Origin of the sequence: Streptomyces sp. CA-106110 (assembly GCF_050936285.1) — a bacterium.
Taxonomy (GTDB): Bacteria; Actinomycetota; Actinomycetes; order Streptomycetales; family Streptomycetaceae; genus Streptomyces.
On sequence record NZ_JBNJNB010000001.1, the window covers coordinates 8294969 to 8309778 of the forward strand.

13 protein-coding genes and 3 pseudogenes are annotated in these 14810 nt (G+C 67.0%); 11 read left to right on the top strand and 5 right to left on the bottom strand.

Going from position 1 to position 14810, the window contains the following annotated elements; all coding sequences use genetic code 11:
* Window positions 1-104: 104 nt before the first annotated feature.
* On the top strand, window positions 105-584 hold the full coding sequence (locus ACQEXA_RS38235) for a hypothetical protein (protein ID WP_432927208.1): 480 nt from the start codon (window positions 105-107) through the stop codon (window positions 582-584).
* A gap of 132 nt (window positions 585-716) precedes the next feature.
* Here ACQEXA_RS38235 and ACQEXA_RS38240 read toward each other — a convergent pair.
* Window positions 717-1650: pseudogene (locus tag ACQEXA_RS38240) on the bottom strand (GNAT family N-acetyltransferase).
* A 514-nt stretch (window positions 1651-2164) separates the two neighbouring features.
* Between ACQEXA_RS38240 and ACQEXA_RS38245 the strand changes: the two are divergent.
* Window positions 2165-2581 (top strand): MerR family transcriptional regulator, encoded by a 417-nt coding sequence (locus ACQEXA_RS38245; RefSeq protein WP_432927206.1) that lies wholly within the window; start codon window positions 2165-2167, stop codon window positions 2579-2581.
* Window positions 2582-2777: 196 nt separating this feature from the next.
* On the opposite strand, the gene ACQEXA_RS38250 is transcribed toward ACQEXA_RS38245, so the two are convergent.
* Complete coding sequence (locus tag ACQEXA_RS38250) at window positions 2778-3533, bottom strand: SDR family NAD(P)-dependent oxidoreductase (RefSeq protein ID WP_432927205.1); 756 nt, start codon at window positions 3531-3533, stop codon at window positions 2778-2780.
* A 503-nt stretch (window positions 3534-4036) separates the two neighbouring features.
* On the opposite strand from ACQEXA_RS38250, the gene ACQEXA_RS38255 reads away from it, so the two are divergent.
* From ACQEXA_RS38255 to ACQEXA_RS38265, 3 genes are all read left to right on the top strand, one after another.
* The gene (locus tag ACQEXA_RS38255) at window positions 4037-4864 is read left to right on the top strand and encodes a class I SAM-dependent methyltransferase (RefSeq protein WP_432927203.1); all 828 of its coding nucleotides are present in this window, start codon (window positions 4037-4039) and stop codon (window positions 4862-4864) included.
* 247 nt (window positions 4865-5111) lie between these two features.
* The gene (locus ACQEXA_RS38260; RefSeq protein WP_432927201.1) at window positions 5112-5447 is read left to right on the top strand and encodes a hypothetical protein; all 336 of its coding nucleotides are present in this window, start codon (window positions 5112-5114) and stop codon (window positions 5445-5447) included.
* Between the two features lie 106 nt (window positions 5448-5553).
* Window positions 5554-6321: a maleylpyruvate isomerase family mycothiol-dependent enzyme gene (locus ACQEXA_RS38265; protein ID WP_432927199.1), complete on the top strand. Its 768-nt coding sequence runs from the start codon at window positions 5554-5556 to the stop codon at window positions 6319-6321.
* Between the two features lie 39 nt (window positions 6322-6360).
* Here ACQEXA_RS38265 and ACQEXA_RS38270 read toward each other — a convergent pair.
* Window positions 6361-6498: pseudogene (locus tag ACQEXA_RS38270) on the bottom strand (IS5/IS1182 family transposase); the annotation flags it as partial.
* A gap of 95 nt (window positions 6499-6593) precedes the next feature.
* Complete coding sequence (locus ACQEXA_RS38275; protein ID WP_432927197.1) at window positions 6594-7463, bottom strand: LLM class F420-dependent oxidoreductase; 870 nt, start codon at window positions 7461-7463, stop codon at window positions 6594-6596.
* A 373-nt stretch (window positions 7464-7836) separates the two neighbouring features.
* Here ACQEXA_RS38275 and ACQEXA_RS38280 point away from each other — a divergent pair, with 373 nt between their 5' ends.
* From ACQEXA_RS38280 to ACQEXA_RS38295, 4 genes are all read left to right on the top strand, one after another.
* Window positions 7837-8151 (top strand): hypothetical protein, encoded by a 315-nt coding sequence (locus ACQEXA_RS38280; protein WP_432927195.1) that lies wholly within the window; start codon window positions 7837-7839, stop codon window positions 8149-8151.
* Window positions 8152-8506: 355 nt separating this feature from the next.
* Complete coding sequence (locus ACQEXA_RS38285; RefSeq protein WP_432927194.1) at window positions 8507-8689, top strand: hypothetical protein; 183 nt, start codon at window positions 8507-8509, stop codon at window positions 8687-8689.
* A gap of 172 nt (window positions 8690-8861) precedes the next feature.
* Window positions 8862-9530 carry a class I SAM-dependent methyltransferase gene (locus tag ACQEXA_RS38290; RefSeq protein WP_432927192.1) on the top strand — a complete coding sequence of 223 codons (669 nt, stop codon included), beginning with the start codon at window positions 8862-8864 and terminating at the stop codon, window positions 9528-9530.
* A 261-nt stretch (window positions 9531-9791) separates the two neighbouring features.
* Complete coding sequence (locus ACQEXA_RS38295; protein WP_432927190.1) at window positions 9792-11237, top strand: sensor histidine kinase; 1446 nt, start codon at window positions 9792-9794, stop codon at window positions 11235-11237.
* A 109-nt stretch (window positions 11238-11346) separates the two neighbouring features.
* Here the strand turns inward: ACQEXA_RS38295 and ACQEXA_RS38300 are convergent.
* Window positions 11347-11619: pseudogene (locus ACQEXA_RS38300) on the bottom strand (IS30 family transposase); the annotation flags it as partial.
* 175 nt (window positions 11620-11794) lie between these two features.
* On the opposite strand from ACQEXA_RS38300, the gene ACQEXA_RS38305 reads away from it, so the two are divergent.
* Entirely contained in the window at window positions 11795-13387 is a 1593-nt protein-coding gene (locus ACQEXA_RS38305; protein WP_432927188.1) for a glycoside hydrolase family 15 protein, read from the top strand.
* A gap of 118 nt (window positions 13388-13505) precedes the next feature.
* Window positions 13506-14804, top strand: a complete 1299-nt coding sequence (locus ACQEXA_RS38310; protein ID WP_433132308.1) for an ISAs1 family transposase — start codon at window positions 13506-13508, stop codon at window positions 14802-14804.
* Window positions 14805-14810 lie beyond the last annotated feature (6 nt).

The window sequence follows — 14810 nt, forward strand, 5'->3', positions numbered from 1 at the left end:
GGGAACAGCGGGGAGTCACGGTGAAGGCAGGCGCCGCCGCACTGGGCCCGCGTCCGCAACGAGACCACTGGTACTCGCGCACTGGTTCAGACAAGCTGCGGCGCATGGACTGGATGCCTTTGCTCTCTACACTGGCTGGTGCCGTCATCGGCATCTCGGCCACTCTGATCGCGGATCGCAATCGGTGGCAGCGGGAGGAGGCCAGGCACGCGCTGGAGGTACGGCGCGAGGTGTACACCGAGTTCGTTTCCGCGCTTAAAGCCGCAGGTGAAGAGATCCGCGCTGTCGCCTTGGGCGATCACATGTCCGACTCGGCGCGTGATGCCGCCGTGCGGGAAGCCTTCCGCGGCACGGGTATCTACACAGCAAGTGAGCGCCTGTGGCTCGTGGGCCCGCCTCAGGTCGTGGCGGCAGGGAATGAGGCGTTTCACGGTTGGCGCACGATACGTGACGCCTACGCCCGGGGGGTGGCTGTCGGATCCGCCGAGGAAGCCCCCTTGATAGCGCAGCGGCGCACGGCCATGGCTCAGATGCGTCGTGTCATGCGTGAGGATCTAGGCATTGGGCCCCTCGGAATTGAGTGATCGACACCAGCCCCCGGACAACGGGGCCATCAAGACGCCACGACGCTGTGATCACACAAAGCCGCTACGCCGACCGCGTGGTTACGCTGCCGCCGTCGCTCCCTGTTGGCCGTCGGGGACGAGCTTGTCGGCTCACTGCGATGGGGATTCCAGGACGAGGCGGATCTCCGTTATCTCATAGCCCACGCGGTCGAAGGCGGCGGCCATCGGAGCGTTGACGGTGTCCGTTGTAGCGGTAATGCGGTCGGCACCCTCGCTCGCGTGGAACCTGGTGATCGCGGCGAGGATTTCGTCGATCAGGCCCTGTCCGCGCTGCTCCGGGACGACACCCAGGTAGCCGACGTTTCGGTGGTAGGGGGTCGCGGAGGGGATGGCCAGGCCCGCCAGAGTGCCGTCCGGCAGTTCGGCAAGGCGCCACCAGGAGCGCTCACCAGGACAGTTGAGGTAGAACTCGATGTCCGCCGGCCAATTGCTCGGGGTCCATCGAGCGGAGCTCGTTCTGTGTGTGCAGATCCAGGCTCCCGGCCGACAGCCGGATGAACGCGTCGAGGAACTCCTCGTCCGTACCCTCCCGGAAGACCAGCTTCCCCGCAGGCACAGGGACCTCGGCAGCCGGTGTCCACTCGTACCGCAGACGCTCAATCTCGCTGCTCAGTCCGGACCTGTACGCCGCCTCCCTACGCCAGGCCACCGCATCGACCAACGCCGGGCTGCTCCGCCAGTCGCGGGGCAGCGAGATGTTGTAAGCAGGAAGAGCCCCGAAGGCGGCATGGGCAGCGGCAAGCAGACCGGAGGCGATGGCGACCGGGTCGGCGACGCTGGAGTGCACCTGGAGGCAATCGAGCGCGATCGGCCGCGCGCTGTCGGCACGGCCCCACCACAGAGCGCGAGCCAGGATCTTCCCCTTCTCGTCCTCAGCGAACCAGATCCACTCGGGGCGGAACTGGTTGCTCGCGAGCTCCTCTCGGATCCTTTCCGCGGTCAAGGCGGGGACGGGACCATCGGCCGGGTAGGCGGCGGCGCGGTTGAGATCTGCGGGGTCTGCTGTCGCAGCGCGAAAGAGCATCCGGCCATATTCACACCGCGGGGCCAACTGGACCACGTCATTTTCGACTTGAGCTGCGGATCAAAAGGTGCTCAGTAGACCTTGGTGACCGTCGTGCCCGTAGTTCGGCATCGAGGGGGCCCATCGTGCCCGCTGCGGGCCCGTTCTGAGGGGACGCAGGGGGGAGCCACGGGGAACGACGGGCCCTGCTGCGCTCTGTCCCAGTCTGGCCCAGGTTGGAGTCTCGGCAGGTCGGCCAGTGGCCGCATACGCCGTCTTCCAAACCAGTGCTCCAAGCCCCAGGCAGCGGCGCTTGACCGGGGCATTGAAACTCCAGCCCAAAGCCGTTTCGCCGACCTTCGTTGGTTAAGGACGCCGACACTGTGGCGGCGGCGGTTTGATCTCACATTCCGGACCGCGGAAGAAGTCAAACCTTTCCAGTAGTGTGAAGGTCCAGCGGCCGAAGGCAAGATCGACTACCTGTGCGACGACGAGTCGTACCGTCCGCACGAATGCCTGACAGGGGGAGGGAAGTATGAAGATCGGAGAACTGGCCGCGAAGACCGGTGTCGCGCCGCGGCTGCTTCGTTACTACGAAGAGGTCGGCATCCTGACGCCGTTCCGGAGCCCCAACGGATACCGCTCGTACGGCGAGCCGGCCATCGACCGTGTACTGCAGATCCGCGAACTTCTCGAAGCCGGTTTGACGACGGAGATGATCCGCGAGGTCCTGCCCTGTCTCGAGTCCGCCGAGGGCGATGCGCACGCCCGGGAGTGCCCGGAAGCAAGAGACCTGGACGGTCTGCGACGTCAACTCAGCAGCATCAAACGGCGCATCGACGTGCTGCAACGCAACCAGCGCGCGATCGAGGCATACCTGCGCCTCCAGGAGGACGGCACGGCCCCCACGCCTACGACCGCGGATGGAGTCCTGGTCCTGGTTGCGGAGTAACAGCGGCGAGACTCACGCGGCCGAGCGCTCACCTGCTGGAAGGCGCTGTCGGTGAGGCGCAGGGCTGACGATGCCGGTGAGACGGAGGCGGGCTGGAGGACGCCGCAACGGACGGATTCCCCAGTGGCGGGGCTCCGGTGCCGTCGACCGTCGTCCTGGCACCGGAGCCCCGCGCGTTATGGGTGCTGCTTCCGAATCAGATGCTGAATCCGCCATCGACGGTCAACCGTGCGCCTGTGATGTACGCAGCGTTCTCACTGGCGAGGAAGACGACCGCCTTGGCGATGTCCACGGTGGTGCCCATGCGCCCCAGCGGTGTCATGGCCACCTGCGGGGCAGCGTTCGGCCCGTCCGCGGGGTTCATGTCCGTGTCGGTCGCCCCGGGCTGTATGACATTGACGGTGATGCCGCGCGGGCCGAAGTCGCGCGCCCACCCGCGGCCGAGCTGGTCGATCGCTGCCTTGCTTGCCGCGTATTCGGCAACGCCAGGGACGGGAATGCGGTGGGCGACATTGCTTCCCATCAGGATGACCCGCCCGCCGTCGGGCAGATAGCGCGATGCGGAATGCGTGGTGACGACGGTCCCCATCACATTGGTGGCCATCATCTGCTGGACCCCTTCGAGAAGGTCCAGGTCCAACTGGTCGACGGTGCCCATGACGGCGACTCCGGCAGAGTTCACCAGCACATCGATCTGGCCGCCCAGGAACTCGGCAGCCTGTTCGACAGCGGTCGACGCCTCGTGGGGAACGGACTGATCCGCCTGTACGGCAAGCGCCTCCGCCCCAAGAGCGGTCAGGTCGGCTACAACCTCTTCCGCCTGCTCGCGCGACTTTCGGTAGGTGATGACAACGTGTGCACCCTCGCGCGCCAGTTCACGAGCGATCCCCGCACCGATACCCCGCGACCCTCCGGTCACGAGCGCAGTCCGTCCTGTCAGAGCCTTGGACATGGCAATGTCTCCTTGCGCCGTTCAGCTGGCCTTCAGCTGCTGAACGGACGCTAAAGGGTCACATTAGTGTGAACGTCAAGCCCGGATGCCGTGACGTCCGCGCTCACGCTTGCGCTCATGAGGCGCGCATCCGCGCTGATGGCAGCGCGGTCGCGCGACAACGAGGCTTTTCCAACCTGACGGGCAGGTCGGTCTGTTCAGTGGTTTCGGTCCGAACGCTGTACGGCGACGATCTTGACGTCTTCCTGGCCGAGCCGGCGGAAGACTTCTGCGGATGACTGCCCGGATCTTCGCGTGGGGCCGGTTGACGGCTAAAGACGAGCCCGGTCCGGCCGGCACCGGAGTACTCGGCGAGGTGATGGGCCAACTCCTCGACGAGCGAGGCAGGGCGTCTGGACTGGCTTGATCGTCTTCGGACTTCTCCGAACTGGCGGCGGCAGCGCGTCAGCGGCTGCCGCCAAACCAGTGGCGCCCCGTCGACGAGCCTCATAGCTTGTGCGCTCGTGGCTGATGATCCGAAGGCGCGCCCGAATCGACATGACCTCGGCCGGGTGTTCAACGAGGTGCCGGAGATCTATGACCGGGTCCGGCCGGGATACCCCGACGAACTGTTCGCGGACCTTGTCGCCGTCACCGGCATGGACGAAAGGTCGTCGGTGCTGGAGGTGGGCTGCGGTACCGGTCAGGCGACGCGCTCGCTGGCAGCGCTCGGATGCTCCGTGACCGCCATCGAGCCGGGCGCGGACATGGCCGTACTGGCTCGCCAACGGATCGCCACCTTCCGTAACGTCGAAGTCGAGACGTCGACGTTTGAGGAGTGGGACGACCGCGGTCGACGCTTCGACGTCCTCGTGGCTGCGTCGTCGTGGCACTGGGTCGACCCGTCGATCGGCTGGCAGCGAGCGCACGGCGTGCTCCATCCCGGAGGCTGGATGGCACTGCTCGGCAACGTCGTTGTCCGCCGGCCGGGAGAGCCTGAGGTGTACGCCGAGACCGCCGACCTCCATGAGCGGTTCTGCCCCGGGAACCCCGGCTGGAGCCATCCGCCACTGGAGGACGACGTGCGGACCACCGACGAGGGTTGGGGACTGGTCGACGACCCTGGAAGATTGTTCGGCCCGACGATCGTGCGCTGGTACCCGACCGTTCAGTGGTTCGACGGGGACGGCTTCGCCGATCTCCTTCGCTCGACGTCGCTGTACCGGAAGATCGACCGCGACGTCCGTGAGCCCCTGCTCGACGCCATCGCCCAGCGCATCCGCACGCGGATGGGCGACCGAGCACCCCGCCGTTATCTGAGCGTCCTCCGTGTCGGACAGCGCGCCGAATGAGTCCAGGCGGCCGAGCCGAAGGGCTGATCACCTCACGCTCAGTAGGCGTCGTATGCGGCCGAAGCCCGGGGCCTCCGCGCGGTGGAAGTTTCTCTACCCCAGCAAGCCCCGGCTGCGCTCCGCTCCGCCAGGCGCGCTTCCCGGCTCCGCTGCCGATGACGGCGGTCGCGGCCTCGGGTAACCGCGTGGACTGGGCACGGCATGTCCGGCAGGGCGCGTTGTCAGAGGCTGGTGGGATCGTGCGCTCATGGACACACTCTTTGAGCTCCCCGAACCGGAGACGTCGGAACAGGCCGTCATCGCCCATTACCGCCTGAGTGACGACGAGTACGGCTCACGTGCTGAGCGCGAAGCCATATTCGACGCTGAGCGGGCCATGGCGGTCGCCGTCAAGAAGGCGGGAGTCGGCGAGGTCGACGGTAACGAGTTCGGTGGTGGCGAAGCCGTGGTGTACGCCTACGGCGCGGACGCAGAAGCGCTCTTCAAGGTCATGGAGCCGACCCTGCGCAGTCTGCCGTTCAGGCCCGCGCACGTCGTGTTGCGGCAGGGGAGCCGGGAGACAGAGTCCCGCGTGGATCTGTGATGCGGATGGTCGGCTGTTCGGACCCCAGACGCCTCCACGTGGAAGTCCCAGGGTGCGGACCAAAAGAGGTCGCCGGGATCCGTGGGCACAGAGCACCCAGATTGCGGTGCAGGAATTGGTCTGGGGCTCACATGGAGGGTTGCCGATCTACAGTGGAGATCTCCATGAACCTGTATCACCGTGGACCGATGAGTTTGGCGCAGGTGGTTCGTCTGACCTGGTGACGATCGACGACCGTACGAGCAGCATGGAGTTGATGACCTTGACGGATGACGCCTCTCTGCAACCTGCTGTAGCCGCCGAGTTCGCGGCCCTCGCCGACTTGCTCGGCTTCGCCTCCGATGCGCAGTGGGACACCCCATCTCTGTGCGAGGGGTGGCGGGTTCGCGAAGTCATCGCGCACATGACCATGGCGGCCCGGTACTCCGAGGAGGAGTTCATGGCCGAGTTGCGCCGCTGCGACTTTGACTTCAGCCGCTTGTCGAACCGGATCGCCCGCCGGGACGCCGAACTACCGACTGGCAAGCTCGTCGCCAACCTGCGCGACGAGGTGATGCACCACTGGACGCCGCCGGGTGGCGGGTACCACGGCGCGCTCAATCATGTGGTGATCCACGGCCTCGACGTGACCGTACCGCTCGGGGTGCCGCGCCGCTCACCCGACGAGACGATCCGGGTCGTTCTCAACGACCTCACCGAGGGCGGCGTGCACACACACTTCGGCATCAACATTGAGGGACACAGCTTCCAGGCCACCGACCTTGACTGGTCGTACGGATCGGGCCCGGCGCTGCACGGCGCCGCCGAAGACCTGGCACTCAGGCTCTGCGGTCGGACAATCCCGGATGGACGGCTGAAGGGCACACCGCTTTGAGAGGGCCGCGCGGATTGGCGTGTGGTCACGGACGGGGTTCGGGCACTCGTCCCAGCGATGTGTCCATGCCTGGCGGATCAGGCCACGCACAGTGATGACGGTGTCGGCGAGGTCGAAGAAGGCGTCGATGACGGTAGCCCGGCGCTCGAAGCAGCGGGCAAGGCGGTGGGAGGCGTGTCCGGCCCACCCTTTGCGATGACTGGAACCGTGATCGGACTCCGCGTGCCCGGGGGAGCGAAGGCCATGGTGGCTGGTGACCCAGCCGACCCCGGTCACTGGTTCCCGTGAATCCACGTCCGGGCGAGTTCCGCGACCCAGGTGGCTGCCGCGTCGGGAGTCGGCGGGGGTGCGCCGACGACCACGAGTTCTGCGATGCCTGCTGCGGCGAGTGACGGCAGGTGCTCCGGTGTGCCGTCGCTCAACGCGACAGCAACCATGAGTTCGTCGAAGGCGCGACCTTGGCGGGCGCACTCGTCGGCGAGGACGGCGACGCGCGCGCCGACGTCGGCCGCCGGGACGTTGAAGCCGTACCAGCCGTCGGCGAGCGCGACCGCGCGGCGCAGAGCGGCGTCGCTGTTGCCGCCGATCATGACTGGGAGCCGGCCGCCGCGCAGGGGCTTCGGGTTGACCCGGATCGCGTCGAAGCGCGTGAACTCCCCCGCGAAGGAGGCCGGGTCCTCGGCCCAGAGCGTGCGCATCGCGGCGAGGTACTCCTCGGTCCGCCGCCCGCGCCCGGCGAAGGGGACTCCGAGCGCTGCGAACTCCTCGGCCGACCAGCCGGCCCCGACACCAAGGCTGAACCGCCCGGCTGAGAGCACGTCGAGTGTGGCGGCCTGTTTGGCGACCACGATCGGATTGTGCTCAGGCAACAGGATTACGCCGGTGGCGAGTTCGATCCGGCTCGTGACCGCCGCCGCGAAGCTCAGGGCGAGCAGCGGGTCCAGCCAGTCCGCGTCCGAGGGCACGGCGATCCGGCCGTCCGCGGAGTAGGGGTAGCGGGAGACGGGCGCATCCACGAGCACCACGTGCTCGCCGCACCAGAGCCTCGCGAAGCCGTGCGTCTCCGCGGCTGTGGCCACCGCTCGGATGACCTCCGGACGGGCACCGTCACCGATGCCGAGCGCGTGCAACCCCACTCGCATCCGCTACCTCCTGGCGTGACCCTAAGTGCGAAGCGTGGACGCGTTCGGGTGGCGTGGCACGGCTCGAGTGGAGGCGGTGCGGCATGTCATCCGGACGGGCGAGGCCACCGACGAGATCGGCGCGCCCAGGATCGCCGCGCTGGGAGAGATGCGCCGGTTCAAGGTGCCCGTGCCGCATGGGTGCCCGATCGTGCGGGGAACCCCGGGGAACCATGGTGGGACCCGGTGTGGGTTGTGCTGTGAGGCGGAGCCGCCCATGGCGCAGTACTGCACGACCGAGCGCCGGGACCCTCCCCTGGCCGTCCGAGGCGGATCAGCGTCTATAGGCTCGGCGCTACCGGCCGTCGGTAGGACCAGCAAGCAAGGTGAGGACTTGAGCGGGCACAGCACCACGCGGGACCGATGGCTCAAGCGGAAGGCCGATGCGATAAACCGATGGGCTGTGCGGTTGTGCACCCTCGGCGCCTACGCCGTGGGCATCCACCGCGTGCACCAGCACGCCTACATGCACGCCGCAGTGTGGTTCGCCGTCGGCCTTGGCGGCACCTGGGGGGTCGTCGATGACGCACGAGAGGCGAGGCGCAAGGCCGAGCAAGCACGACAGCAGCAACTGCACAAACTCGCAGCGTTGTTCCGTGAGATCGCGGCACGGGAGAACCGATCCCGACCGACGTGCGACCCGTCTTGATGTTCCCGACGGCTTCGGGCATCTGACATCCAGGCCGGCCCCTCATGCTCCAGGACAACACGTTCCCGTTGGAGCACCGGGACGGCAGGCCGGGAGCGGAGCCGGGATCGAGCGAGGATCGCGGTCGGCGAATGCCGGGAGAGGAAAGGCGGCGCTCAGGTACGCGTGGCCCCTGATCCTTGCGTGCGCACTCGCAGAGGAGGATGATCTGCGCGCCGGTTGATCACTTGGTCGGCACCGCGTTCTCACCATGGGATGTCAGTCCGGCATGGACATATTTCTGATCTTGGCCGCGGTCCTCTGCTTCGCCCCGGGCCTGGTTGCCGTGACAACGGCTCGGCCCCCAGTGCGGAGAGTGTCGATCGCACGGCCGCGTCTGTGGGGCTACGGCGCGTTGGCCCTCGGTCTCTTCCTCTTCATGCAGCTCTTCATCACTGGGCCCCGAAGTGACAGCCTGCTGTTCTACGGAGGCATGCCGTTCGGCCTCCTCGGTTTGTACCTGGTCGTGGTCGCCCAGCGTCCAAGTCGGCGTTCCTGAGGTAGGGGAAGCAGTTCCCTGTCCAGGCCACCGTCAAGCGACCCACTGACGTCCGACATCAGCGGCTGACACCAAGAGCGTCGGACGAAGGATGTCCCTTGATCCGCCGTGGGCGAGTGCAGCCGAGGGAGGAACGGCAGCCGGGCTCAGCGCCAGGACTATTGTCGCGGACATGGTCGGACATGATGCCCTCAGTGCCACCCGTGATGCCTACGACGCTGCTGCCTCCTTGTATGCGCAGCGGTTCCGCGACGAGCTGCGTGGCAGGCCCCTTGATCGCGCAGTCTTGAGTGCCTTCGCCGAGGTCGTCAGTGCGAGTGGCGGCGGTCAGGTGGCGGACCTGGGATGTGGACCTGGCCATATCACCGCTCGCCTGAGCGAGTTGGGGCTGGCGGCGTTCGGCGTGGATGCCTCTCCTGCGATGATCAAGTTGGCTCGACAGGCCTACCCGGACCTGCGGTTCGACGTGGGCTCGATGGCCGCGTTGAACATCGCCGACGGAATGCTGGAAGGCGTCCTCTCCCGTTGGTCCATCATCCACACTCCACCGCAAGAACTCCCCGCCATTTTGGCGGAGTTCCATCGTGTGCTGGCACCTGGCGGCCATCTTCTGGTCGGCTTCTGGGCCGGCGATGACCCGTCTCACCCGCCACAGGTCTTCGACCACGCGGTTGCGCCGGCCTATCGGTGGTCGCCTGATCACCTCGCCGCGATGCTGCGCACGTCCGGATTGGCCGAGGTAGCCCGGATGGTTCGTAATCCACAGCCCACCGACCGTCGGCAGTTCCAGGAGATTCACCTGCTCGCACGCAAAGTCGAGCCCACGTCCACAAACCAATAGTGGCCGCCATCCCTTTGATGATGATCTTGCAGCTCCTCGGAGGGCGGGCTGGCGGGACATCGGGCCAGAGCGTTCAGATGGCTCTCATTTTCGCGTCGCACACTCTCGGCATAGGACGAGGGAGCCGGTCAGCGCACGGTGCAGCCGGCGTGCGTGCGCCGTCTGGGCAGTGTGCCCAGGGCCGGTGGGCGGCCATGGTGCAAACGCGCCTGCCTCGGAGTGGCAAGGGGCGCGCAGTGAACACTCGAGGGAACGACTGACATGAAGAGCCCGCTCTGGCGTCTGACCTTGCGGCTGCGACTGGGACTGTCCGCTGCCGCGGCCGTGGCCGTAGCGGTGAGTGCCGTCGCAGTAGCGTCATGGCTCGTCACCCGTCAGCAGCTGACAGCTCAACTGGACTCGAACTTGGAGAGCGTGCAGGCATCGCCCGGGTATGTCCAGGATCTGCTGAGTCTGTGCGGTACGGAATTGCCGGACACGGGCCAACGCAGCGAAACGCCCACGCCCTATGTGGTGCAGGTCATCACCGCGGACGGGACGGTATGTGTCGCTCCTGGCAACAAGAAGATTGCCGTCGATGAGAGCGATCTCGCCGTCGCGCGGGGCATGCTCAGGTCGGCGGTGCATGACGCCACGTCGCAGGACGGGCAGAGGATGCGTGTTTCGACGACACATCCCGATATGCCCCCGCGGTTCTCGGGGGACTACGCGGTATCCATCGCGCAATCCCTCAATGTCGTGGACAAGCCCCTGAACAGTCTCGCCCTCTTCCTGCTCGGCTTCGCAGGACTCGGCGTCGTCGGCGCGGCCACGGCCGGGATAGGAATCAGCCGTGCCGGCCTGCGGCCGGTGGGACATCTCACGGATGCCGCGGAGCACATCGCACACACGCAAGACCTGACAGTTCGGATACCTGCCGACGGCAATGACGAGATCGCCCGGCTTTCCAAGAGCTTCAACGACATGACCGAGGCTCTCGCGACGTCGCGAGACCGCCAACAGCAACTCATCGCCGATGCCGGACACGAGTTGCGCACCCCACTCACATCGCTCCGCGCGAACATCCAACTCTTGATCAGGAGCCACAAGTCAGGCCGGAATATTCCCGAAAAGGCCATGAATGACCTGCTTCACTCCGTGGAGTCCCAGGTGGGAGAACTCGCGGCCCTCACAGCCGACTTGCAGGAGCTTTCCCGGCCGGACACCACACCGGACGAGACATCCCTGCACGTCGTCGCCCTGCACGAAGTGGCAAGACGTGCCATGGAGCGTGTGAAGCTGCGGGGCAGTGAACTCGAGTTCACCAGTGACCTGGATGAGTGGTACGTGTTGTCCGAACCCACCGCTCTGGAAAGAGCGGTGGTGAACCTGCTCGACAATGCCGTCAAGTTTTCGCCCGCCGGAGGCATCGTGAGTCTTCGGCTCAGCGACGGCCGGCTGACGGTGCGCGACCAAGGCCCGGGCATTCCCGCCGACGAGTTGCCGCATGTGTTCGACCGGTTTTGGCGCTCGCCGACAGCGCGCAGCCTGCCGGGAAGCGGTCTGGGCCTCGCCATCGTGGCCAAGGTTGTTCAGCAGGCCGGTGGCACAGTGACGCTGCAACCCGCCGATGCTCAGGGGACCGAGGCGGTCATACGCATCCCCGGTACGCGCAACCCACCGTCAGCCATGGAGCCCGGGCGCGCGAACTCCGAGGCAGCGGCGTAGTAGGGGAGCGCAACACCTTCCACCGCACGGTCCGCGTGCGCGTTGAACACGTGGGCGCACCGATGGAGGGTGGAAGAACCTCGGGACGTGGTCCCCGGTCTCCGCTGGCCCGCTCGCTGATCATGACGTCGGGTGTGACGTGACTGTTGGCGCGCTGTCGGGAGCCTGCTCGCTGCACCCGCAGCGCACGCCCGGTACGCAGGCAGGCGACGAGCCCGCGCTTGAGCGTTCGGCGTCCCTGGGTGCAGAGGGCCCGGGAGGTCGCCTCGTGCGGGATGTGCGTGGAGGCAAGGTCGGGGGCGTCGGCCTTGAGTCGATGGGAGATCTGTTGCGGACCCCACGACGTCGCCCACCGGCGGTCCTGATGCCGGGGCTTGTTCTGCCTCTCCCGCGGCAAGGGGCGACAAATCATGCGGGACCTGTCCACAGCATGCAGTCTGGACATGGGGCGCCATCCAGCGGCGAGCAGCAGGGCAGGTGGCGGACGACCAGCGGGGAAGGGCCGACGCAGACAGGGCTCGGTGGGCGATACGACCGGTCGGAAGGCGAGAAGCTCTATGGACGAATACCCGCCGATATCGGAACACGGGCTCATCGGTGACCTGCAGACGGCCGCACTGGTCTCCTCCGAGGCGACGATCGACTGGTTCTGCAGTCCGCGGTACGACTCGCCGAGTATTTTCGGATCGCTCCTCGACCATCAGACTGGTGGCTACTGCAAGATCAGTCCTCGGGTGGGGACATACGCGAAACGGCAGCACTATTCTCCGGACACCTGCGTGCTGGTCACCAGATTCCTCACCGAACAAGGCGTGGCGGCGGTCATCGATTTCATGCCCCCGGTGCTGACGGGCAGGCCGACGAGGAACCACAGGCTGGTACGTCTGCTGCGGTGCGCGCGGGGCGAAATGGCGTTCAACATCGAGATCGCGCCCCGGTTCGACTATGAACGGCAACCGCATGAGGTCACCGCGACCGCGGAGGGCTGGGAATTCACCGGCGGAGATGAGCGTCTGGCCGTACACGTCGTGGATTCGCTCGGCGACAAGTGCGCGGGCGAAGGGCGGATTCGCGAGGGTGTGCTGCGGTTGACGGCAAGGCTGAGGGCCGGCGGTGCCAGCGGGGTGCTGCTGGAGACGGACCCTGAAGGTCCGCCCCGCATCATTCCGCCGGAGGAGTGCGACCGGCTTCTGGAGGGCACGGTCAGCTTCTGGCACGACTGGTTGGCACATTCCCGGTACACAGGTCGATGGCGGGAAATGGTCAACCGCTCTGCCATGACACTCAAACTCATGACCTACGCCCCCTCCGGGGCCATGATCGCGGCTCCCACGACCAGCCTGCCGGAACAGATCGGCGGCGAGCGCAACTGGGACTACCGCTACGCCTGGGTCCGGGACACCACCTTGTCCCTGCACGCTCTGCTCGGGATGGGTTTCACCGAGGAAGCCGCCGCATTCACGGACTGGATGGGCGACCGCGTCCGGGAACAGGCCAATGAAGGGGGGCACCCCCTGAAGGTCATGTACCGGGTGGACGGCTCGGGGAATCTGGGAGAGGAGACCCTGGACCATTGGGAGGGCTACCGGGCATCCGCTCCGGTACGCATCGGAAACGGCGCCGCCGACCAGTTGCAACTCGACATCTACGGGTCGGTGCTGGACTGCCTCCAACACGCCGACCAGCGCCGTCTGCAGACGAGCTACGCCAACTGGCAGGCGCTGACCCGCATAGTGGACTGGGTGTGCGACAACTGGGAGCGGCCCGAGGCGGGGATATGGGAAACCCGTGGTGGGGACAAGAACTTCACTTATGGTCGGGTCGCGACCTGGATCGCCTTGGACCGGGCCATTCGCATGGCGACCGCCAGAGGCCGTCCGGCCGAGCTGAGCGAGTGGATCCGCCACCGCAATGCCGTTTATTCGCAGGTCATGGAACGCGGCTGGAGTCGGGAGCGCGCCGCGTTCACGCAGTACCTCGGCAGTGACGTCCTGGACTCCTCCCTCTTGGTCATGCCGGCGGTGGGGTTCATCGCCCCCAACGACCCCCGCTGGTTGTCCACGATGGACGCGATCAAGAAGGATCTGGTGTCGGACAATCTCGTCTACCGTTATGATCCGGCGGCTTCCCCACGGCCCCGGCGTAGTTGATCGTTGATGGGTTTTGGGTTGTTTGTCCGTGGAGTGAGGTGGCAAGTTGCGAGGCGAGCACGGCCTCTGATGACCTTTCAGGTTCCTACGCCAGAAGATCGTCTCAGGAGCCGCGCTCGTGTCCGCATCCTCTCTGATCAGCTCTGTCCTTGGCCAGCTCACCGACCTCGCGCTGTGGGAGGCCGAGCTCGCCGCCGACCCTGCGGCAGCGGATTCTGCGCTGGTCAGCAGGCTGCGCCAGGTCCCTGACCGGCGCGCGGAGCGAGGGCGGCGGCATCCTCTGGTGGTGATCCTGGTGCTGGCTGCGTGCGCGACGCTGGTGGTCGGCGGCGACTCCATGACCGCGATCTGGCAGTGGGCCACCCGCGCCCCGCAGATCAAACTGGCACGCATCGGCGCCCGGTACGACCCGCTGGCCGGCCAGTACCTCGTACCCAGCGAACGCACCTTCCGCCGCGTGCTCGCCGACCTGGACGCCGACGCCCTGGACGCGGCGACCTGTGCTTACGTCACCGAAGTCGCGGCCGGAACCGCAACGGCGCCCGAGATCCCGTGCACCCCGGGGCCCATCGAGCGCGAACAGCGCCGCGCCGCCCAGCGGGCCGTGGAACACCCGGCGCCGGCCGGGCTCCTGCCCGCCGCGGCTTTCGACGGCAAGGCCCTGACCGGCGCCCGCACCGAATCGGGGCGGGTCTTCCTGGTCGGGGCGGTCGCCCACGCCAGCGGCGCGGTCCTCGGCCAGACCCAGGTTCCGGACAAGCGCGGCGAGGGCGAGGCGGCCCGCACCCTGCTGACCCAACTCGCCTTGCCTGGATGGGTGTTCACCCTGGATGCCCTGCACACCACAAAGAAGACCGCCCGCCTGATCACGGACCGGCTCGACGCCCACTACGTCCTAATCCTGAAGGGGAACCAGCCGCTGGCCCGCGCCGCGGCCCAGGCGCTGCTGGCCGGCACCGACGCCGAGTGGACCGAGACCACCGAGGCCGAGGACGACCGTGGGCACGGGCGCACCGAGCGCCGCACGATCCGCACCGCCCAAGCCGACGACGCCCTCTTCCCCGGCGCGGGACAGGTCTTCCGCCTGCGCCGTGACACCGGCGGCCTCGACGGCACCTGGACCGGGAAGGAGATCGTCTTCGGCGTCACCAGCATGCCCGCCCACCTCGCCGGCCCCGCTCACCTCAACCACTACGAGAGGGCCCACTGGTCCATCGAAAACAAGATCCACTGGGTGCGGGACGTCACTTTCCACGAGGACAACTCCCAGGTCCGGACCGGCACCGCCCCCCGAACCCTGGCCAGCTTCCGCAACCTGGGCATCAGCACGTTCCGCCTCGCCGGACGAGCCAACATCGCCCACGCCCGCCGCGATCTCCTCAACCACAACGACGCCTTCGCCGTCTACGGCATCTGATCAACT